Below are 20,985 nucleotides of genomic sequence, written 5' to 3' on the forward strand. Positions count from 1 at the left end.
GGCCGAGAGGTCAGGCGGGCGGGGCCTACCCTCAGGTGCAGGTGACGGAGTAGCTCATCTGCTCCAGGCCGTCGACGCCCGCGAACGCCAGGACGTCCTGGACGTCCCCCGGCCCGGCGGGCGGCACTGGGACGAGCCCGACCTATGCCTGTGGCGCACGGGACGGGAATGAACCCTGCAGAGCCCCGGCGGCGCGATCGAGGTGGCGGTGCATCTCCGTGGACTGGAACACCAAGGTGATCACGAGGACGTCAACTTCGGCCGTTGCGGCGTGCTGGGCCACGGCACGCAGTGCGGCAGGGTGGCCGTCATCGGTCAGTACAGTGATCACGATGACGGACATGCGGCTGACCACCCACCGTGACGTTTCCACGGCCATGGCCCGCTACGACGACCGGCAACTGGCCGAGCTGCTGGAGCGCGAGGCCGTGCCCCTCAGCATCGGCATCGGCGGGGCGTCCGCGCGGCTCGAGGTCGGCGGCACCTCGGTCTTCGTCAAACGCGTGCCCCTCACCGAGCCCGAACTGCGCCACCCGCACTCGACGGCCAATCTGTTCGGGCTGCCGCCTTTCTGCCAGTACGGCATCGGCTCGCCCGGCTTCGGCGCCTGGCGCGAACTGGCCGCGCACACGATGACCACCGAGTGGGTCCTGACCGGCCAATTCCCCGGCTTCCCGCTGCTGTATCACTGGCGGGTGCTACCCAACGTCGAGTCCGCCCCGCTGTACGCAGAACTGGCCGACATCGATCGGGCGGTCACCTTCTGGGAGGGCGCGCCCGGCGTGCGCCGCCGCCTCGAGGCGCTGGAAGGGGCTCCGGCCAGCCTGACACTCTTCCTGGAGTACTTTCCCTACAACCTGCACCAGTGGCTGGACGAGCGGGTGCGCGCGGGCGACGCCGACCGCGCCTGCGCCCTGGCGGACCAGGGGCTGCACGAGGCCGTGTCCTTCATGAACGCGGGCGGCCTCCTGCACTTCGACGCGCATTTCGACAACATCCTCACCGACGGGCGCCGCTTCTACCTGACCGACTTCGGGCAGGCCGTGTCGACCCGGTTCGACCTGTCAGAGGAGGAACAGGCCTTTTATCGCCGGCATCTCACCTTCGACCGCACCTACACGCTGACGTTCCTGGTGAACTGGCTGGCCGGCGCCTTCCACGGCGCCGACTGGCCGCGGCGTCGCGAACTGGTGCGGGGATGGGCGGCGGGAGAGCGGCCAGCCGGCGTGCCGGGCGGGGTCGCAGCCCTGCTGTCGCGGCACAGCCCGCTGGCCACCGTGCTGAACGACTTCTACCACGATCTGCAGAGTGAGAGCAGGAAGGCGCCGTACCCGCTGGAGGAGATCCGCCAGGTCGCAGAACGGCACGCCCTGCCGCTTGAGTAAAGGTCACCCACTGCTTGAGGGAGGTGCATGCCGACCGGGGAGGACGCTCGGCTTGGGTGAGGCTCACTCGGCGCGATGGTTTCCGGCTCAACGTCCACAACCCTGACCTGGGTGAACCGCGTGCGCGCGGCCGGCGGGTCCGCTCAGGTGAGGAGTTTCGCGAGCTGGGCCATCTCGCTTGGCGGGTCGATCACCGGCTGGATGAGCAGTTCGTCGATGCCGGCCTGTTCCAGGGTGGTGATGCGGGCGCGGAGGTCGTCGTGGGTGCCGACCAGGGCCAGGGTGTTCATCAGTGAGGGCAGGATCAGGTCCCGGTCCTCCGGTGCGATGCGTTCGAGGTAGTTGGGGTAGAGCTTGGTGTGCCGGTCGGGTGCGGTGGCGGTGGTGCCGCGCCGGTCAAGGAGTCGCCGCACCGCCTCGCGTTCCTCGGGGCCGAGTTGCTCGGCGAAGGCGCGTGCGTCGGCGGCGGTGTCGGCGGCGAAGGCCAGGAGCGACAGGACGAGGTGGCCGGTCGCGTCCCGGGCCGCGTCGCCGTGGGGGTCCTCGTTCTCGTCCTCGTCGAGTATGTGCAGCGCGGTGACCAGGTAGGAGTCAGTGGGGGAGTCGGGGTCGTGGGCGGCATGGCGGCGGGCGTCATGAAGTGCTTGCCAGGCGGTGGGGTCCAGCAGGCCGAAGGAGATCAGCCCGGTGCCGCGGCGGCCGGCCACGGCTGCGGCCTTCGGTCCGAGCGCGGCCACGACGAACTCGATCGGGTCGGACGTGTTCACGTGCGCCCCGGTGTGCAGGAACCGGACGTCGCGGACTCGGTCACCTTCGCGGTACTCGATGGTGCGTCCGGCGCACAGGTCCTGCAGCGCGGCGGTGAAGTTCTCCATCGTCGCCGCTGTGGTCGGCCGCATGCCCAGTGTGCGCCGGGCGGTGTTTCCGGTGCCGATCCCGCAGATGATCCGGCCCGGCGCCAGGGCGTTGAGGCTGGCGAACGCGCTCGCGGCGGCCGGGGCCGAGCGCAGCGCCGGTGAGGTCACGCCGATGCCGAGCTTGATGCGGCTGGTGGCCTTCGCACACAGTCCCAGGGCGATGAAGGGGTCGCCGTGGACCATCGGGGTGTCGTTGAGCCAGAAACTGTGCAGACCCAACTCCTCAGCCTGTACGGCGAGGTCCTCCACACCGGGGCTTGCGGTGACCACGACGCCTGCACGCATCAAAGACCTCCAAGGCACAAAGGATCGAATCGAACGTACTCAGCCTGACATCAGACGGTGGGCCAGGCACGCTGAAGTCGATTGCACAATCGGCGCCGAGCGGCTGCGGGTGTCGTCCGCGCTGTATGCGCAGGCGCTACTGACCGTAGCGGCGATGAAGGCGCCGGCGGACGCGGAGTTCATCCTCCGCACCGCCGAGGACTTGGAATCCCCGTGACGATGGCCAGGGTCCTGCCGCTCACCGGTGGCCCGACGCCGCCACCGCGTTCCTGAACCGCCGGAACCTGGACGCCGACACCCTGCGCTCCTACCGCCAGACGCTGACCCGCCTGCGCACCGAACTCGGAGACGCCGCTCTGCTGACCGACCTGACGGCAGCGTTGTTCACCGCGGCGTGGGGACGCGGCCGCCCGCGCCTGGAACCGCCACCGCTGCGCCGGGCGCTCCTTCACCACCTGGGCACCCGCGCGGGGGAGCAGGACCGACCGGCTGCAGGCGAGCGGCAGCCCGGCCGAGGTCGGGCTGGCCTGCACGGTGCCGACCCGGCGAGGGACGGCTGGCCCGACCTACTGGGTCGGCGGCCGCTGAGTAACGCCGAGCGGGCCCGGCTGCGCGCCGCCCTGCATGACGCCGCTCCCGCCACTGTGGCCCCGGATCCTGATCCCGGCATGTGCCTTCTCATGATCAGCGGCCTGGACTGCACGGCCGATCCGGCCAAAGCGGGGTGGCACCGGCATACGAGCGAAACGTGCCACGTGGCCCACGGCCGGGGCGGATTGTCGTGCGGGGGAAGGCTGATACGTCAGAAAGGGTTACATTGTGGGCCGGTCGGTGCCGAGGGATGTCAGTGGTGGGGTCCCCGGGTCCCCGGGTCGCCAGGGCTGGCCGGGTCCGCAGCCGGCCGGTGTGGTAGATGCCGGCGACTGCTCCGGAACGGGGTCGGCACGGTGCCGCTGGCATGTCACCGCCCCAGGTGGCCAAGAGGCTGCGGGTCTCACGCAAGTCGGCCTATGTCTGGCACAAGGCCTGGCGCACGGCAGGGGCCCAGGCGCTGGAGTCGAAAGGGCCGGGTGGGCAGCGCTGCCGGCTCAGCGATGCGCAGGTGGAGCGGTTGGAGGCCGCGTTGGACGCCGGTCCGGCCGTGTGGGGGTGGAGTGAGGATCAGCGGTGGACGCTGGCGCGGGTCACGGTGCTGGTCGGCAGGTTGTTCCACCTGTCCTGCACCCCGCGTGGGATCTCCTATCTGCTGCATCGGATGGGCTGGAGTCCGCAGGTTCCCCAGCGCCGCGCCGCCGAGCGCGACGAAGAGGCGATCGCCACCTGGGTGAAGGACACCTGGCCGCTCGTGGAACAACGGCGCGGGATCAGGACGCGTGGATCTGCTTCGCCGACGAGGCAGGCCAGTCGCTGAGGCCTCCCAAGGCCCGTACCTGGTCCCGCCGTGGATGCACCCCGACCGTCACCGTCTCGGGCAAGGGCTCCGGACGCGTCAACCTGGCCGGGATGATCTGTCTCAAGCCGGGGCAGCGGACTCGGCTGATCTACCGCATGAGGATCTACCGGCGTCGTAAGAACGAACGCAAAGGGTTCAACGAGAGCGACTACGCCCGTCTGCTGGACGCCGCCCATCAGCAGCTCGGTGGGCCGATCGTGCTGATCTGGGACAACGTCAACACCCACGTCGACGCCCTGATGCGCAGCCTGATCGACACGCGCCCGTGGCTGACGGTGTTCTCCTTACCGACCTATGCACCCGAGCTCAATCCCGTGGAGCGCGTGTGGTCGCACCTCAAACGTGGCCTGGGCAATCTGGGCCCTGGCACGCTCGACGACCTCGCCGCGGTCATCCGCAGCCGTCTCAAGCAGATGCAGTACCGCCCCAAGCTTTTAGACGCCTTCCTGACACACCCCGGCCTGATCACACACCCGAGATCGACATGACACCCCGAACTTTCACCCTCTGTACTGGTCACCAGGGCCAACAGCCCGCACTTCGATGGCTGTCAGCGCCGGTGCGGATGTGCCAGTCTCCGGCGAGCCGCAGATAGCGGTGGAGGTGCCTGTTGGGCGAAGCTGCACAGCTCGCGGAGCGCTTCGGAGAAGGCGTCGCTGATCAGCCCAGCGGGGAGTCGTCGTAGTTCGTCCAGCAGGGTGTCGATCTGCCGATGATTGATGATCGTGTCGCCATAGGGGGGTCGCCGCGAGCGTGAAGGTCTGGGGCTGATCTTCTCGGACATCGCCGCCGCCCTCTTCGTTCACCTGTGCCGGCAGTCGTCGCGTACGCGTCTGCAGGTGGCATCCGAATCCGGCACCATTGGACCCGGCCCATGAGGAATTCGCTGTTCCGATAACGTCATAGAGCGGGTGGGCCATATTCGGCGATAGCGGCGTTGTCGAAAGTTCGCTGCTTGTCTATTGCCTCAACTTGGTGCTCCCAGTCGGCTTGACGCACGGTGAAAGCCGGGGCTGCTTCGAGCTCGGTCCACGCGGCGTCATCGCCGACGGATGTCCGAGCAGGTCAGCGGGGCCTTCCGGGGCGCGGAGACGCTGCGGTGGCGTGAACGCCGAGAGGGGTCGCGCACGCACGGGGAGTGATGGTAGCCGATACGTGGCTTGTTGGCAATTTCTTGAATAGGGGAGATGCGTGGCTTATGTTCGCTTCAGGTGGCGAATTGCGGGCAGGGGGATCGTGAGTCAAGTTCTCGTTATTCCGGTGCGGGTCGACGCTTTATGTCTTGACAAAGAGACCAAAGTTGTGCGGGGGGCAATGGATTTCAGCCGCCTGCCGTACGTGGAGGAAACAACAGGAAAAGATCATAATTCTGATACTTCATACCTAAGTGACAAACTTGTCCCGATTCCATTCCGGGACCGTACACTGCGCCTGAAGCCGGGCGTACACCTGCATTGGACGTTGCCCGACGCGCTGACCCGGCTGGAGCAGCAAGGCGGCGTGACGCAGGTTCCGGCGGCGCCCGACCGGTGGCTGGTGACCCGGAGCCGTGACGGCGTGGTCGACGCCCAGTGGGTGGTGGAGAGCGACTTCCTGGCCCCGCCCGGCGATCGCGGAGGCGGGATCACCTACCCGGTGGAGCGGGACGTGCCATTCCGGCGACTCGGCCGCCGGGTGCCGCTCAATGCCTGGACGGAGAGCGCCGCCGACGAGCGGCTGGCGGAGATCACGGCGATCGGCTATGGGGACGCCACGTTCGCTGCCTTCTATCCGAACTGCCATAGCGTCTTCGGCCTGCACGATCCCTCTCACTCGGGGATTCCGCCGCGTGGCGTCGCCTACGACGTCGTCGGCTGGTACGCCAACCGGGCCAAGGACACCCTCGCACGAGCCGACGCTGGAAGGGCGGAACGGTCCGTGTGCTACGCGCGGGTGGTCTTCGAGCCGGAGAGCGATGCCGAGAGGCGGCCCGCCGCGGACGGGGAGTTCGGGGTCTTCGTGGGCAGTAGCGCGACCGAAGCGCTGGCGGCCCATTTGGGGACCGTGCTCGGCGGACACGAGCCCGACGAGGTGGAGAACCTGCTGGAGGCCCTGGCGTTCGCCGACCGCTTGGAGGCAAAACCGCTGGACGTCGGCGCGAAGCTCACCGAGGCGCGCCACGCGCGGACCTTCCACCCGTTGCCCGCGGGCACGGTGTGGACCATCCAGCGCAAGGACCATCCGGACGCCACCACGGACCAGCGGCAGCGCAGGGAGCGTCGGCCTCTCCCGCACTGGCTGGGTGACCTGCTGAACCGGCTGAACGCCGCGCAGGAGACCCATGATCGGGCCGTCCGGGAACTGGCCGGCATGCGCGAGCGGCTGTTCGCCGACTGGCACAGGTACCAGCACTGCGCCTACCCCTCGACAAGCGCGACGGGCGCCCAGCACGACCTCCCCGAACCAGACGAGGTCCGGCAGTACCTGGAACGCAGCATCGTCCGGGTCGATGAGGCGATCGCGCTGGCGGGCGAGGACGGCCTGCGGCAGGTGAAAGCCCAGGTGGAGAAGGCGCTCGCGAATTACAACGCCCAGAACGCGCAGGAGATCGCCGCCGAGCTGGTCCTCGAGAGCCTCGCCGCCCCGCAGTACTACGAGCCCGGCGAACCCGTGGTGCTCCTCACCGGGGACATCGCGACGCCCTCCCACAGGTACGAGCGGGACGACACCGCGGCGTCCGGCAAGCCGCTGGCCCGCCAAGTGGTCGATGTCCCGGAGCCGATCGAACCGGCCGTGCTCCGCGAGCGGGTCGCGGCGCTCGGTGTCGGCGGCCACGTCTGGCGGCGAGCGCCATGGCATCCGCTGCTGGCGCAGTGGGAGGTCGAGTTCTTTCCCGCGGGGCCGGGCGGCAACCTCCAACCGGACGACCGCAACTACGACGCCACGTACATCACCGGCAACTACATCCTGGTCGCCGACGACGTGGAGTTGCGGCCACGGCTGGACACCGGCGTCGGTGTCAAGGGCGCCGACGTCTACGCCGGCACCAGCGTGGTGACCTCCGCCACGCGTCCGGTCCTCTCCGCAAGGCTCCTGAGCTACCTGGCCGGGCACATCCTGGAGCCGTACGCCGAGGCGACCCACCAGGAGATGGACGCCGAGCGGTTCCGCCAGGACCCCGGCCCGGTCCTTCGCTGGTACGGCGAGAACGGGACCGACCAGCGCCTGCGGACGATCGTCAAGATCTGCCGTCACCTGCGTGAGCACGAGCACGGCAACCTTGCCCAGGCCCTGACCGGCCTGAACGACGCGCTCATCATGCGCCGTCTGGGCCGCCAGCTCCCTATCGGCGATCCGCTCGGTTTTCCCGATCATCAGGAGTTCGCCGGCAGGGTCGCGCGGGCGGTGGGCCCCGAGACCCGGTACACGCCACAGCCCCATCACGACTTTCACCCGATCAGGGCCGGCACGCTGCTGCTCAGGCGGCTGCGCCTGATCGACAACTTCGGGATCACCCACGATGTGGACACGAGCGATCAGGTGACCACGACACAGTTGCGCGTCCCCGGCCACCCGGGCTGGGTGGCGACGCCGCCCCGGCTCACCCAGCCGGCCCGCCTGATGTTCCGCTGGCTCGACTCCGACCACGACACCCGGCAGGCGAACGACGTGCCGGAAACGTCGCCGGTCTGTGGCTGGATCGTTCCTGACGACATCGACACGGCCGTGGAGTTCTACGACGAGCAGGGGCGCGCGCTCGGCCAGTTGGAGGCGCGGGCGCAGCCCGGCGACCCGCGGCTCGCCCGCTGGACCGACGGCTCCCTGGCCCGGGTCGGCAACCCGCACCTGCGGTCGGTGGCGAGGAGGGTGCAGGCCCTGGGACCGGACCACCTCGCGCGGCTCGTTCGGTCGCTGTTCGGGGTGCTCGACGGGATCGAGCCGGAGCAGCACGGCGACCTCCTGGCCGGACGACCGCTGGCCGTGGTGCGAGCCGAACTCGACCTGCAGCTGATGGGGTTGCCCGCGATCCACCAGGACTGGAACGCCTTCCGCCGCGATCTCGGGCGACGGGGCCGCGACTCCAACCGCTTCACCCAGGTGCGTTTCCCCGTACGCATCGGCGCGCACGGCCAGCTCAACGACGGGCTCGTGGGCCTGTGGCCCGACGAATCGGCCCCGCTCCTCCTCGTGACCGAGGACCCCGGGCTGACCTTCTCCATCGGCATGCCGCCGCGCCGACTCACCCTGCTCGTGGATCCCAGGGCACCCGTCCATGTCATCTCCGGCATCCTGCCGACGAAGTCGATCAGTATCCCGCCGGAGCACTACCGGCCGGTCATGGACAACCTCCGGCTGTCCTTCTTCACCGCCCCGGTGCTGGCCGACGGCGACCGGCTGGACCTGCCCCTGCCGCAGAAGCCGGGCGAGCGGTGGCTCTGGCGGGACGGCGCCGGCACGCCGGGCCGCCCGCTCACCGAGGCGCCGGCCGACACGAGCTTTCCCGCCCTGCCCACCCTGCGGGAGGGGTGGCTGACCCGCAGGCCCGTCCCCTCAGAATCCGAACGAGGTCCCGCCTGATGGAGAAGATCACGCTCTCTTTGTCGATACCAGAGATCAATCTGATCCTGGAGGCGCTCGGCTGCCTGCCGTACGCCCAGGTGTACGAGCTGATCGGGAACGTGCAGGAGCAGGCTCGCGCGCAGCTCGGCCCGCGCCCAGTGGTCGCGGAGGGTCTGGCATGAGCCTGGTCCTGCACTGGCCGCTGGACACGGTCGGCCCGGAGAGGCGGGTGCTGGACTCCTCGCCTGCCCGCTTGCACGGCGAGGTTAAGGGCGACACGCCCGCCAACGTCCTCGATCCACGCTTCGGGAGCTGCCTGGAGTTCAACAAGAACACCCCCACCCTCGCCACGCCAACGCCCTCGTACGTGCTGCTGGAGAGGAGCCCGTCGCTGGGCTTCGCCGCGTACACGGTCGAGGGGTGGGTCAAGCCACTTCCGCGCTCCGGCACGGATGCCGTCGGCCTGGTCACTGCGGACAATCTTCATGTACTGGTCAACGCTGACGGCTCAATCGAGCACCGTTTCGCCCCGCTCTCCAACGACGAGTCCTCGCACTCGAGCGCGGCGGGCGTCCTGCCGGTGGGCGCCTGGCGGCACGTGGCCGTCACCTACCGGGACAGGGTCGCGCGAATATACCTGGACGGCACGCTGAGCGCGGAGTACACCACGCGCGCGGACCGGGCGCCCACGGAATCGAGTCTGGTCCTGGCGACGTACCGTAACCGGTTCTTCCAGGCGCGCATCGCTCATTTCCGCATTTATAACGATGAACTCTCCGAAGTAGAGATAAAACGGGACATGGCGGAGGATGAGGCGGCGCTGGAGGCGTATGTCAGGAACCGTCCGCTCGAATTCGAGTTCATCGACGCCGACGAGCAGCCCGTGCTGTACGTCGAGCACGCCACGGCCGGCCAGACCATGACGCTGCGGCTGACCAACACCTCCAGGCACGGCATCGAGGCCCTGCCTACACAGGGCGACCATCTGACCCTGCGGTTCCGGCGCGGTACGCTCGCGACCGGGCTCCGGCCCACCCTGAGCACGCCCGGCTGGCCCATGACCGCCGATCCGGACGCCGGCGAGCTGCGCCTGCGATGGCCGGAATCAACGCCGCTGGCCTCCGGCGCGTCGCTGGACCTCCCGATCGCGGGCCTGCGCGCCGACGGCGGGCAGGAGGCGCACCTTACCCGGGTCGAGCTGGCCTACCGCAAGCTCAAGTACACCGGGGAGAGCGACGAGCTCACCGGATCCCAGACGCGCCACCTCGAGATCCTGCGGCACCCGGGACGCGACGAGGTCCCGCTGGACCTGCAGATCGCGGGCGGCGACCGGGTGCTCTCCGACGGGGCGACGCCGGCCACCCTGCGGCTGCACCTGGCGAATGCGCTCGGCGCCGGAGGGGATCTGCCGCTCGGCGGCGCGTCCTTCACCGTCGGCTTCGCCGTACAGAACGACGGGGAGAGCCAGCCGTGGGCTCTCACCTCGGCGGCGAGCGCGCCCCAGGCCACACTGAAGGTGGCGGCTCCGGGTTGGACCGTCGGCGTCGGGAGCCTGCGAGACGGGCGGATGCGGTGGACGATCACTCCGGCCCAAGGCACCGTGCCGACGCTGCCGCCGGGCGGGTTCGTGGAGCTGGTGCTGGAGAATGTGCTCGGGCTGCCGGTGCTCGGCCACGCGACGGTCACCGCCGAGTACGAGAACGTGCCCGGCCACGTGAACGGCACCCTGACCGCCCGGGTGGAGCGAACCCCCTTACTGTTCACCGCGCGCACGGCGCTACTGACCGGCCTGCGCGTCGGCGCGGTCCGGGACGCGGCGACGTGGGACCACGCCCTGGCCACCGTCAGCCGTGACGGGTATCACATGCAGTTACGGCGGGACACCGGCTCCGGCGGCGGCAGCATCGTGTTCCTGGAACTGTTCCAGGACAGGACCGAGGGCGACGAGCTCACGTTCCCGAACATCCGCTTCCATCACACGGAGAAGTTCTGGCATCGGATCGAGGCCAGGAAAACGGGGTTCTTCCTCAAGGACGGCAACGAGGGGCAGGACGTACTGGTCGATCTGCACGCGGCGACGGCGGTACTCACCGGGCTGCAGATCGGCGGGGTGACGATCGGTGAAAAGGAACTGCAGGCACTCAAACGGCTCGCCGCCGACGGATGAGGTGACCGCATGCCCAACGGGGATGACAAGACGCGGACCCGCAATCCCAAACGCAAGTGGGACGATTTGGACTTCGGGCTCTTCACGGACAAGGTCAATCCGGAGGAACTGAAGCACCCCCGTAAGATGGCCCGCACATTCCGAGCCAAGCAGAAAGCCGATGCGGCGAATCAGGCGCGAAAGGAAGCAGAGGCACTGCGCGCCAGGCTCGCGCTCATTCCGACGCCGGTGCCGCCGGGCGGTGGACGCGGTGACGGCAACTTCTACCTCGCCTTCGTCAAGGTCGGACAGGGCGACTGCACGGTGATGACCACCCCGGGTGGCAAGGTCATCCTCATCGACTGCGGCACCATCGCTACCGACAACGAGGACCAGCAGGCGTACGTCACCAGGGTCCAGGGGATACTCACCGACCGCATGTTCCTCGGCAACGCCGACAAGCTCGAGATCCTCATCCTGACCCACCCCGACCAGGACCACATCAACCAGCTCGAGTGGGTTGTGCCGAACAACGTAAAGGCACACACCGTGTACCACAGCCTAAGGCTCGACAAATACCTCCTCGCCCAGGCGTGGGTCAGAAGCACTGTCATCAACGAGGCGCTGATCAAGCGCGTGGACCTGGGTCCCGACACGTCGGGCAAGCACAAGGCGCTGCTGTCCGGGGTCGCGATCCAAAAGGCCGACGCGACGAACAAGATCGAACGGCTCGACGCTGACGGCGGGCTGACCATCGTCGCGGAGGACGACTGCACGGTGACCCTGGTGGCGGCGGGTGTCTCGAACGACTACAAGGAAGAGGGCGTCGTTGACGAGCAGCATACGAACGCGGCATCCGTCGTCACCCTCGTGGAGGTGCACGGCAAGAGGATCCTGCTGTGCGGCGACGCGACGTTCGACACGGAGAACTACATGATCCGCAGCGGCATGAGAGACCGCCTGCGCCGTGTGGACTACATCAACGCGCCCCACCACGGCAGCAAACGCACCTCTTCGAGCCAGTCATTCGTCGACCACGTCCGCCCCAGGGAGATGGTCGTCGTGAGCGCCGCCTTCTTCGGACACACGCAGCACCACCTGCCGAGTTGGCCAGTCGTTCAGCGGTGGGCGGCCCGCTTCGCTGCGGACCGCCGCCCGGCGGACACGACGCCCCATGAGATGTCGGTATGGGATCTCACCGAGAACCGCTACAACCCCACTCCTCGCACGGTCGCGCAGCCGGTCTACTCGACCGGTTCGCACGACACCCAGTACGTCGTCATCCGCAAGCCGGCCGCAGGCGGCGGTGCCTCATGACACTCGCCCCCGCACAACTCCAGGACACGGTACGGCTCGACGGCAATCGACTGAACCTGGCGCTGGACACCCTCGGCTCGCGTGACCTGACCGGGCGGCTCGGCGCCTTCCTGCCCGCCGGCCGGCTCGTGCTGCGTGACGTGACCGCGCGCACGCTGACCGCCCAGGGCGTCACGGTGACCGGCACCGGCGAGGACGGCCCTTTCAAAGGGCTCGCCGTCACGGCGGAGTTCACCGCGGGCGCGGCAGGAGTCACCGCGCAGGTGACCGCGACCGGGACCGCCCCCTGGTCGTTCGTCACCGCGTTCCCGCAGCTCGCCGGCACCCTGTGGGAGGAGGCCAGGTTCTCCCGCCCGGAGCTGCGCTTCGACGGCGGCGCGCCGGAGCCGACGCTCACCTTCTCCGGAACCCTGGACGTCACCACCCGGATGGCCGCCCTGGACCTGCTGTTCCAGGGGGTCGAGCATCGGCTCACCGGCGACGTCACGCTCCTGCGGCAGCCCGCCGAGGTCAAGGTGCCGATGACGACCGTGCCGTCCATCCTGCTGAACGGGCCGGAGGCCGCCGAGCTGCGTATCGGTGCGCTGCGGCTGACCGAGCGGCGCTACGACCTGCTCGCGCTCCCCCGCTTCAGGCAGACCACCGCCGACTTCGACGTGACCGGCCGGCTGATCATGTCGGCCTCCGTCCCGTTCACGGCCGGCGGGGTCTCCAAGGAGATGTACCTGTACGCCGAGCTGGCCGATTGGTCCGGCGGCGTGGTGCTGCGCGGGCGGTTCCGTAGGAGCGGCGCGGTCAGCCTGTCCGACGTCCTCACCCTCACCGGCCTGCCCGAGGGCACGCTGAAGGTGCCCTTCTTCGACATCACCAAGGCGGTCGTGCTCACCGACGTCTCCGCGTCCGTCACCCCGGAGCGGGACATCGGCCACTTCGCCCTGAAGGTGGAGACCGCCGAGGCGTGGCACATCAGCGACCGGTTCAAGGTCCAGGCGATCGACGTCGTGTTCCGCGTGGAGAACCCGGCCGATTCCGCCACGCGGAGGCTGAGCGGCGTGGTGAGCGGGCTGGTCGCCTTCGGCGAGCACGGCACCCTGGAGCTCGCCGCCGACTTCGGCGAGCGCGGGGTTAGCGCGACGCTGCGCGGCGACGACGGGCCGCTCAAGATCGGTGAGGTCTACCACGACCTCACGGGCAAGGACTCCACCGACTTCCCCGACCTGCGGGTCACGGGGTTCGAGCTGTTCGGCGCCCTGCCCCACGAGCAGCGGCCGTTCACCTTCTCGGCCGCGCTCGACCTGGAAGGAACGTGGGCCATCCTGCCGAGGGTGACGCTCACCGGTGTGGGCTTCGCGGTGAACTACGGCTCGGCCACGTCCTTCATCGCCTCGGCGACGCTCGTCGTCGCCAAGGTGCCGGTGTCGGTGAGCGCGGGCTACACCGCGGGCACCAAGGGCTGGCACTTCACCGGCAACACCGCGCCCGACGCGCGCATCACCCTGGGCCGGTTCATCGACGACCTCGCGCGTGACTACGCAGGACTGACCACGCCCGCTCCCATCAAGGAGCTGACGGTCGAGAACCTGGGCGTCGACGTCTCCACCGGCGAGGGGAGGCTCTTCCTCCAGGGCAAGACCCTGATGAAGATCGACGGTAAGGAGATCGCCCTGGCGGTCGCGATCGACACGAAGGCGGTGAGCGTCCGCGGGCAGCTCACGGTCGCCGTCGAAGACGAGAACCTGTCCTTCGCCGTCTACTTCGCCAGGAAGGCGGAGACGACGAGGTTCGCCGCCGTCTACAGTCACCAGGGCACTGCGCCCACGCCCTCGGTGAAGGCGCTGGTCGGCGCGCTGTCGCCGTCGGCCGCAGCGGACATCGACAAGAGCATCAAGGTCGGCCTCAAACAGGCGCTGTTCACCGCGGACCGCGGAACGTACCTGTTCGGGATCGACCTGACCGCGACCATCGACCTGTCCGGGCTCCCCGTGGTCGGGCCGAGACTCACCGACGGGAAGCGGATCACGGGCTTCGACCCGCTCCGGATCATCGCCGCGTCCGCGCCGATCAACAAGGAGCAGGTCGAACAGGTCAACGACATGCTCCCCGACGGGGCCGCCAAGCTGCCGGCGCAGGATCTCCCCGCGGGCTTCACGCTGGGCGGGACGCTCAAGCTGGGCCCGCTGGAGGCGCCGGTGACGCTGTCCACCACGCCCGGCGAGCAGGCGCAGCCCACCGTCAAGGAGACGCAGACCGGCGACAACGTCATCTGGCGCAAGGTGCAGGCGGACTACGGTCCGGTGCACGTGGAGCGGATCGGGGTGTCCTACCTGCGCAAGGCGGGCGAGCCCGCACGGCTCGCCGTACTGGTCGATGCGGCGGTCAAGGCCGGTGGGCTGACGCTGTCGTGCACCGGGCTGTCCGCCGGGCTGACGCTAGAGGAACCGGGGGCCAAGCCCACCTTCGCCCTGCAAGGGCTGGGGCTGTCCTACACCGGCGGGCCGGTGCGGATCAGCGGGGCCTTCCTCGCGGGGAAGGTCCTTTACAAGAACGTCGAGCGCGACGCTTACAGCGGCAAGGTCGTCATCGGCGCCGGCACGTTCACGATCAGCGCCGTCGGCTCCTACATCCAACTGGAGGAAGGCCAGTCGCTCTTCGTGCACGCTTACCTCGACTACCCGATCGGCGGCCCTCCGTTCTTCTTCGTCTGCGGACTGGCCGCCGCCTTCGGCTACAACCGCCGGCTGATCGCGCCGCCGGTCGAGAGGGTCGCGGAGTTCCCCCTGGTGGCCGAGGCCACGGGGACCAAGCCGCCCGGCGAGCTGACCGAGGAGTTGCGGAAGCTGGAGGAGCACATCCAGGTATCGCCGGGCGACCACTTCCTGGCCTTCGGGGTCCGCTTCACCTCCTTCCAGATGATCGACACATTCGTGCTCGTCACCGCGGGGTTCGGGCACAAGTTCGAGGTGAACGTGCTCGGTGTCGCCACGATCGTGCTGCCCGCCAGGAACCGGAAGACCCCGGCGGGCAAGAAGCCGACTCCCATCGCCGAGCTCCAGCTGATGTTGAAGGCGGCCTTCGCCCCGGCCGACGGCTATTTCGAGCTGCGCGCGCAGCTCGCCCCCAACTCCTACCTGCTGGACCCCGCGTGCCGGCTGACCGGCGGGTTCGCCTTCGTCACCTGGTTCGGCAAGCAGAACCACGGGGACTTCGTCCTCACGGCGGGCGGCTACCACCCCCGGTTCAACAAACCGTCGCACTACCCGGCGGTGCCCCGCCTCGGGTTCAACTGGCGGCAGTCGCCGCGGCTCACCCTGAAGGGCTCTGCGTACTTCGCGCTGACGCCCGGCGCGCTCATGGCGGGAGGCAGCCTCGACATCATCTGGGACGACGGCGCGCTGCGCGCGTGGTTCAGCGCCTCGCTCGACTTCCTGATGGCTTGGCAGCCCTACCACTACGAGGCGGCGCTCCACGTGAACGTCGGTGCAACTTATACGATCTCGAAGTTCGGCTTCAGCTACCCCATAAGAGTCGACGTCAGCACGGACGTACGGATCTGGGGCCCGGAGTTCAGCGGCGAGGCGAGGATCAAGGCCGGCTTCATGTCGATCGACATCGGCTTCGGCCCGACGGAGCACGCCAGGCCCAGCCCGCTGGACTGGGACGCGTTCCGCGCCACGCAGCTTCCCGACAAGGACGTCGTGACGATCGCGCTGCGCGGCGGGGCGCCGAACTCCGGATCGGGCACAGACCTCGGCGTGGTCAACCCCTTGACGCTGTGCCTGGTCACGGACGCGGCAATGCCCAGCAGCATCGGCCGCGCCGGTTCCACGACGCTGCCGGGCACCGGCGCGGCGTTCGGGGTGGCACCCATGGACCGGCGGGACGTCGTCTCGACCCACGAGATCACCATCCTGCGGGACGGCGTCGCCGCCGAGACGCACTTCCGGTACGCGCCGGTCGGCAAGGACCTGCCCGCCGCGCTGTGGGGAGACGAGCTCACACCGTCGCTGAAGAAACCCGCACTGGTCAAGAACGTGCTCACCGGGTACGAGATCACGCCACTCCCGCCGGAGGAGCCGGCCACCTCCGCCGCCCTGCCGCTGACCGCGCTGACATCCGGTGCGGCGACCACCAAGCAGGGAGCCTTCTCCTGGCGGACGCAGCGGCCGTTCCAGGCCGCGACCCAGCCGGCCATCGATCTGAGCGGCACCCAGGAGATCCGGACCGCCATCGCCGGCAAGGTGCTACCCGGCGCCAACCTCGACCTGAAGGGCTTCACCGGCGAACATTTCCTGGAGACGCCCGAGGTGGCCGCCCGTGTCTGAGAACCTGACCTTCCTCGCGTACCGCAGGCCCAGCCTGGCCCCCGGGGCGTACCGGATCAGCGTCACCCAGACGAGCGGGCTGAACGCCGAGCGGTTCACCACCGCGCGCACGTTCACCGTGGCCGGCGAGCGGTTCACACTGGCGCCCGAGGCGGTCGAATCGATGTTCCCGCCCCCGGGCAGCCTCGGCGATCATGCGAACGTGCTCCCGCACATCGTGCTGCGCCGGGCCACAATGCCCTGGGAGCGCGAGGCGGGCGGCCCCACGGGGACCGTACCGCCCTGGCTCGTGCTTCTGCTGTTCTGCGGGGATGAGAACCCGGAGCCCAAGGTCCTCGCGCTGTCCGCGCTGGCGGGCGGAACTCCGTACATGCCTGCACCCGCGCTGGACCAGCATGAGGCGGCCGGGGACAAGGCGACCGTCATCGACGTGCCGCGCGCGCTGCTCGCCCAGATCATGCCGACGATGGAGGACCTGCCCTACCTCGCCCACGTACGCCGCCGCGCCACGCAGGACGACACCGCGGTGGTGATCGGCTGCCGGCTTCCGGCGCGGAAGACCACGTGCACCGCGCATCTCGTCTCGGTCGAGGGACGCTACACCGCGGCCGGGTTCGACCTGGGGCCAGACCGGCCGGGCGCGCTGGTGCGGCTGGTCAGCCTGGCGAGCTGGCGTTTCGCGTGCGTGGATGGCGGGCAGACCTTCACCTCGCTCGCCTCCGGGCTGGCCGGCCGCGCCCAGCCGACGCTGCCCGAATCCGGCGATCCGCGCGCCGACGTGTTCCTCCGGGAGGGACAGGTGCCGGTACGCCACGTCCTGCGACAGGGCGGCCGGACGGTGTCCTGGTACCGCGGGCCGCTGGTCAACGGGCCCGCGCCCGTGGGGACGCCCGTCGCGGTGCGCACGTCCGACGCGCTGCTCCGTTACCACCCGGACGCCGGAATGCTGGAGACCGGCTACGCCGCCGCCTGGCAGCTCGGTCGTCTGATCGCCCTGCACCACCAGAGCACCGCCTCGGCCATGCATGCCTGGAAACGACGGCGCGCCCAGCGCGGCAAGCGTTCCCTGGACGAGAACCATCCGCTCGCCGTGGCGGAGATCGAGACCGCCATGCCGGACGACGTGACCAAGCTCTTCCGGGACCTGACCGAGCTGCGCGGAGTCCCGCTGCGGTATCTCGTCCCCGACGAACGGCTGCTGCCGGTGGAGAGCGTCCGCTTCTTCCAGCTCGATCTACGGTGGGTGTCCCTGCTGGTCGACGGGGCCTACAGCATCGGGCGTGTCACCCCGGAGGACGCCGAACAGGACCTGGCGCATTCCCCGCCGGTGCCGATCCCCGGAGCGTCCGGCGCGATCATCCGCTCGGACCTGGTGAGCGGCTACCCGGGGCTTCTGGTCTCCGCCTACGACGCGGCCGGGACGAAGCTGGACCCGCTCCGCGTGGAGCGGCTCTCCGGCACCATCATGCTCTGCCTGTTCAAGGACGTGCTCGCCCGCCTGGACCTGCACCTGCCGCCAGAGGCGTTGCACTTCGCCGTCGAGCTCGTTCCGGCCGACAGAGTCGGCAGGACCCTGCGCAACGCGGCGGGAGACACCGGACCCGCACTCAGCCCGCTTCCTCTCGGCCCACGCGCCAAGATCCCCATCAGCGCGCTGGTGAACGCGATGGCCACCGCTGTCGGCACTGCCTTCGGCCCCGCCGAGTTCGCCAGGCAGATGATCGAGTCCACCGCCCGCGTCTCCTTCCTCGCCACGGGCACCTCCGAAACGGTCAGGTGATGTCCCGGCGGAGCGGAACCACGACGGCGATCGCGGCGGCCGGCGCGGATCCGACCAGCACCGCGCCGCCGACGGGTGCGGACAGCAGCGGAATGGCAGGCTGCCCCGTACCGCCGCTGGCCGCTCTCGCGGTCGGCGCGGTGGTCTGGGAGCGCCGTGTGGGCGCGGCGGGCCACCGGCTCCCCGCCCTGCTCGTCGAGCTCGCCTACGCCGGCAGGGTGTGCCGGCGCAACGCGAGGGCGAAGTCGGAGCGGGCGGCGTGGGCGGCGCGGCCATGGCCTTGCGCAGCAGGCCGTGTAGCGTGCCGCGACCTCGGCTGTGATGGCGTAGGTATTCGACGGATCGAGGCCACGTCGTAACGTGCGGGGCTCAGTCCCCGACCTGACCGGTCGGAGTCGGGCCGCCGAGCCCGGCGAGCAGTTCGCGCAGCAGGTCGGCGAGCTGGTCGCGGCGTTCGGGTGCGAGGTGGCCGATGAGGCGGTCCTCGGTGGCGAGCAGGCCGGCGACGACGCGGTCGAGCAGGGCGTGGCCCGCGTCGGTGAGCGTGACCGCGCGCGCGTGGTAGCCCGACCCGGCGGTGGTCCGTTCGACCAGCCCCGCCCTGGCCGCCCGCTCCACGCGCTGGGTGATCGCGCCGCGCGTCACCATGCACGCCTCGGCCAGCCCGCCCGGGCTCATCCGGTACGGCGGGCCGGAGCGCCGCAGCGTGGACAGCAGATCCAGCGTTGCGACGTCCACGCCCAGCTTCGCCAGGAGACGGCGGCGCTCGTCGCCGAAGGTCTTGGCGGCCCACCAGATCCGGGTGATGACCCCGATCGACTCCACCGGGACGCCCGGCAGCTCCCGCCGCCAGGCGTCCTGAATGGCGTCGGCGCCGTCGCGCGGCGGGTCAGCGGCCACGTTCGGCGCCGCCGTTCACCTGGATGATCTGCGCGGTGACGTGTCCGGCGCCGGGCGAGGCCAGCCAGTGCACGGTCTCGGCGATGTCCTGCGGCGTCCCGGCCCGGCCGGTGTGGGTCTGCGCGACGAGCGTCGCCCGCCGCTCGTCGTCCAGGGTGCCGCCGAAGAACTCGGTGTCCTCGATGAACCCCGGGGCGACCACGTTCACCGTGATGCCGCGCGGCCCGAGGGCGGCGGCCAGGTCGGCCGCGTACGGGTGCAGGGCCGCCTTCATCGGGCCGTATGAGGTGCCGCCCGAGCCCCGCAGGGCCGCGATCGAGCTCATGAACACGATCCGCCCGGACGGGTTCAGCAGATCGCGGAGCGCCTCGGTCGGCAGCACCGACGTCAGCACGTTGGCCCGGAAGTTGCCCGTCCACCGCTCCGCGACGCCGCCGGAACCGTACTGCGTTTCGACGTTGCCACCCGCGTTGTTGACCAGCACGTCGATCGTGCCGAAGCGCTCGGCCAGGTCGGCGCGCACCCGCTCGACCTCCGCCGGCTCGCTCAGGTCGGCCGGCAGCGTGGTGCCGCCGATCTCCTTGGCGGCTTCCTCCAGTACGTCGGCGCGGCGACCAATGACCACCACCCGGTCCCCGTCGGCCGCGAAGCGCGCCGCCACCGCCTTGCCGATGCCGGTGCCCCCGCCGGTGACCACTGTCGTGCGCGTCATGTTCATCCCTCCGTGAGTTTAGACCTAAACTCACGCTACCAGAGGGGACCGGCAGCGTTGACCTCGAGGGTGACCCTGCTGAACATCCTCAGCAACACCCTCGCCCAGCGCTACGACGTGACCCGGGGTCCTGGTCATATCCGGCCGGGAGTCGCTCCGGCGGGGTCAGGCGCGTGCGAGCGCCTGACCGGTACGACCGTCCACGGCAGCCGGCGTTGCAGCCTCATGGGCATCCGGTGTGGCCGCGGCCCTCGTGATGCGCCGCACGAAGCCGGCCGATCTTGTCACTGGCGCCTTCGGCGAACCAGACGGTCGTGCCAACGCCTGCGGTGATGCCGAGGGGATCGCTGCCGGGGGTAGGCACCGCGAATTCGGCGATCTTCCCGGTTGGCCTGATCCGTCCGATGCAGTTGGCGGCGCGCTCGGTGAACCACAGGTCTCCGCTCGTGCCTGCGGCGATGTCGAGCGGGAGGCGGCCCTTGGTGAGCTGGAACTCGGTGATCCGGCCGCTCGGCGTGATGCGGCCGATCCGGTCGACGGCGCGCTCGGTGAACCACAGGTTTCCGTCCGGGCCGGTGACAATGCGGTGTGGGTTGCTCTTGGGGGTCGGAAGCGTGAACTCGGTGATCCGCCCGGTCAGGGTGATGCGGCCGATCCGGTTGCCGCCTGGATCGGTGAACCACATCGCGCCGTCCGGGCCTGCCGTGATGGCGTGGGGCGAACTGCCGGAGGTGGGCATCGGAAATTCGGTGATCTCGCCGGATGTGGTGATACGCCCGATCTTTTCTCCGGCTCCCTCGGTGAACCACAGGTTTCCGTCCGGGCCGGTGACGATGCCCTCCGGGCGGCTGTCGGGGGTGGGGATCGGGAATTCGGTGATGTCGCCGGTGCCGGTGATCCGGCCGATCTTGTTGCCGAGGAATTCGGTGAACCACATGGTGCCATTCGGGCCGGCGGTCACGTCGAGTGGAGCCCCGTCCCGCGTCGGGATCGGGAACTCGGTGACCTTGCCGTCGTTGCGGATGCGGCCGATCCGGTTGCCGGCCAGTTCGGTGAACCACACGGTGCCGCCCGGGCCGACGGTGATGAATGTCGGGCCGGAACCGGTCGTGACGGGAAACTCGGTGACGATCGGGGTGCGCTGCGTCCCGGCGTGTGCCGGACCGGTGAAGGCGGTGGACATCGCGACGGCGACGCCGACTCCGGTCACCGCCCTACGGATTCGCCCG

Annotated in this window: 14 protein-coding genes; 9 read left to right on the forward strand and 5 right to left on the reverse strand. The window is 69.7% G+C overall.

Features of this window, described 5'->3' with window-relative positions:
- Positions 1–142: 142 nt before the first annotated feature.
- The gene (locus HD596_RS43865; protein ID WP_185075286.1) at positions 143–343 is read right to left on the reverse strand and encodes a hypothetical protein; all 201 of its coding nucleotides are present in this window, start codon (positions 341–343) and stop codon (positions 143–145) included.
- On the opposite strand from HD596_RS43865, the gene HD596_RS43870 reads away from it, so the two are divergent.
- On the forward strand, positions 333–1,385 hold the full coding sequence (locus tag HD596_RS43870; RefSeq protein ID WP_185075287.1) for a protein kinase family protein: 1,053 nt from the start codon (positions 333–335) through the stop codon (positions 1,383–1,385). The two genes, HD596_RS43865 and HD596_RS43870, sit on opposite strands and share 11 nt — an antisense overlap.
- A gap of 143 nt (positions 1,386–1,528) precedes the next feature.
- On the opposite strand, the gene HD596_RS43875 is transcribed toward HD596_RS43870, so the two are convergent.
- Complete coding sequence (locus tag HD596_RS43875; RefSeq protein ID WP_185075288.1) at positions 1,529–2,587, reverse strand: LLM class flavin-dependent oxidoreductase; 1,059 nt, start codon at positions 2,585–2,587, stop codon at positions 1,529–1,531.
- A gap of 958 nt (positions 2,588–3,545) precedes the next feature.
- Between HD596_RS43875 and HD596_RS43880 the strand changes: the two genes are divergently transcribed.
- The 8 genes from HD596_RS43880 to HD596_RS43915 all read left to right on the forward strand — a co-directional run bounded on the left by HD596_RS43880 (position 3,546) and on the right by HD596_RS43915 (position 18,144).
- Positions 3,546–3,998: a winged helix-turn-helix domain-containing protein gene (locus HD596_RS43880; RefSeq protein ID WP_185075289.1), complete on the forward strand. Its 453-nt coding sequence runs from the start codon at positions 3,546–3,548 to the stop codon at positions 3,996–3,998.
- Positions 3,995–4,528 (forward strand): transposase, encoded by a 534-nt coding sequence (locus HD596_RS43885; protein ID WP_246558040.1) that lies wholly within the window; start codon positions 3,995–3,997, stop codon positions 4,526–4,528. Before HD596_RS43880 ends, HD596_RS43885 begins: the two co-directional genes overlap by 4 nt.
- A gap of 973 nt (positions 4,529–5,501) precedes the next feature.
- Positions 5,502–8,597, forward strand: coding sequence for a hypothetical protein (locus HD596_RS43890; RefSeq protein WP_185075290.1), 3,096 nt, complete (start codon positions 5,502–5,504; stop codon positions 8,595–8,597).
- Positions 8,597–8,761, forward strand: coding sequence for a hypothetical protein (locus tag HD596_RS43895; RefSeq protein ID WP_185075291.1), 165 nt, complete (start codon positions 8,597–8,599; stop codon positions 8,759–8,761). Before HD596_RS43890 ends, HD596_RS43895 begins: the two co-directional genes overlap by 1 nt.
- Positions 8,758–10,746, forward strand: a complete 1,989-nt coding sequence (locus HD596_RS43900; RefSeq protein ID WP_185075292.1) for a LamG domain-containing protein — start codon at positions 8,758–8,760, stop codon at positions 10,744–10,746. The genes HD596_RS43895 and HD596_RS43900 overlap by 4 nt, the downstream gene beginning before the upstream one ends.
- 9 nt (positions 10,747–10,755) lie before the next feature.
- A complete protein-coding gene (locus tag HD596_RS43905; RefSeq protein ID WP_185075293.1) occupies positions 10,756–12,042 on the forward strand; it encodes a ComEC/Rec2 family competence protein in 1,287 nt (428 codons plus the stop codon).
- On the forward strand, positions 12,039–16,364 hold the full coding sequence (locus HD596_RS43910; protein ID WP_185075294.1) for a DUF6603 domain-containing protein: 4,326 nt from the start codon (positions 12,039–12,041) through the stop codon (positions 16,362–16,364). The genes HD596_RS43905 and HD596_RS43910 overlap by 4 nt, the downstream gene beginning before the upstream one ends.
- Entirely contained in the window at positions 16,357–18,144 is a 1,788-nt protein-coding gene (locus tag HD596_RS43915; protein ID WP_185075295.1) for a hypothetical protein, read from the forward strand. The genes HD596_RS43910 and HD596_RS43915 overlap by 8 nt, the downstream gene beginning before the upstream one ends.
- A 369-nt stretch (positions 18,145–18,513) precedes the next feature.
- On the opposite strand, the gene HD596_RS43920 is transcribed toward HD596_RS43915, so the two are convergent.
- The 3 genes from HD596_RS43920 to HD596_RS43930 form a co-directional block, all read right to left on the reverse strand.
- Positions 18,514–19,044 (reverse strand): MarR family winged helix-turn-helix transcriptional regulator, encoded by a 531-nt coding sequence (locus HD596_RS43920; protein WP_185075296.1) that lies wholly within the window; start codon positions 19,042–19,044, stop codon positions 18,514–18,516.
- The gene (locus tag HD596_RS43925; protein ID WP_185075297.1) at positions 19,034–19,756 is read right to left on the reverse strand and encodes an SDR family NAD(P)-dependent oxidoreductase; all 723 of its coding nucleotides are present in this window, start codon (positions 19,754–19,756) and stop codon (positions 19,034–19,036) included. Before HD596_RS43925 ends, HD596_RS43920 begins: the two co-directional genes overlap by 11 nt.
- Positions 19,757–19,979: 223 nt before the next feature.
- Positions 19,980–20,966, reverse strand: coding sequence for a Vgb family protein (locus HD596_RS43930; RefSeq protein WP_221519836.1), 987 nt, complete (start codon positions 20,964–20,966; stop codon positions 19,980–19,982).
- Between the last annotated feature and the right edge of the window lie 19 nt (positions 20,967–20,985).

Origin of the sequence: Nonomuraea jabiensis, from assembly GCF_014204795.1 — a bacterium.
Classification (GTDB): domain Bacteria; phylum Actinomycetota; class Actinomycetes; order Streptosporangiales; family Streptosporangiaceae; genus Nonomuraea; species Nonomuraea jabiensis.

Excerpts from the sequence above, each read along its gene's own strand:
- HD596_RS43870 (WP_185075287.1), top strand. The coding sequence starts at position 333 with ATGACGGACATGCGGCTGACCACCCACCGTGACGTTTCCACGGCCATG.
- HD596_RS43865 (WP_185075286.1), bottom strand. The coding sequence starts at position 343 with ATGTCCGTCATCGTGATCACTGTACTGACCGATGACGGCCACCCTGCC.
- HD596_RS43875 (WP_185075288.1), bottom strand. The coding sequence starts at position 2,587 with ATGCGTGCAGGCGTCGTGGTCACCGCAAGCCCCGGTGTGGAGGACCTC.
- HD596_RS43880 (WP_185075289.1), top strand. The coding sequence starts at position 3,546 with ATGTCACCGCCCCAGGTGGCCAAGAGGCTGCGGGTCTCACGCAAGTCG.
- HD596_RS43895 (WP_185075291.1), top strand. The coding sequence starts at position 8,597 with ATGGAGAAGATCACGCTCTCTTTGTCGATACCAGAGATCAATCTGATC.
- HD596_RS43900 (WP_185075292.1), top strand. The coding sequence starts at position 8,758 with ATGAGCCTGGTCCTGCACTGGCCGCTGGACACGGTCGGCCCGGAGAGG.
- HD596_RS43905 (WP_185075293.1), top strand. The coding sequence starts at position 10,756 with ATGCCCAACGGGGATGACAAGACGCGGACCCGCAATCCCAAACGCAAG.
- HD596_RS43910 (WP_185075294.1), top strand. The coding sequence starts at position 12,039 with ATGACACTCGCCCCCGCACAACTCCAGGACACGGTACGGCTCGACGGC.
- HD596_RS43925 (WP_185075297.1), bottom strand. The coding sequence starts at position 19,756 with ATGACGCGCACGACAGTGGTCACCGGCGGGGGCACCGGCATCGGCAAG.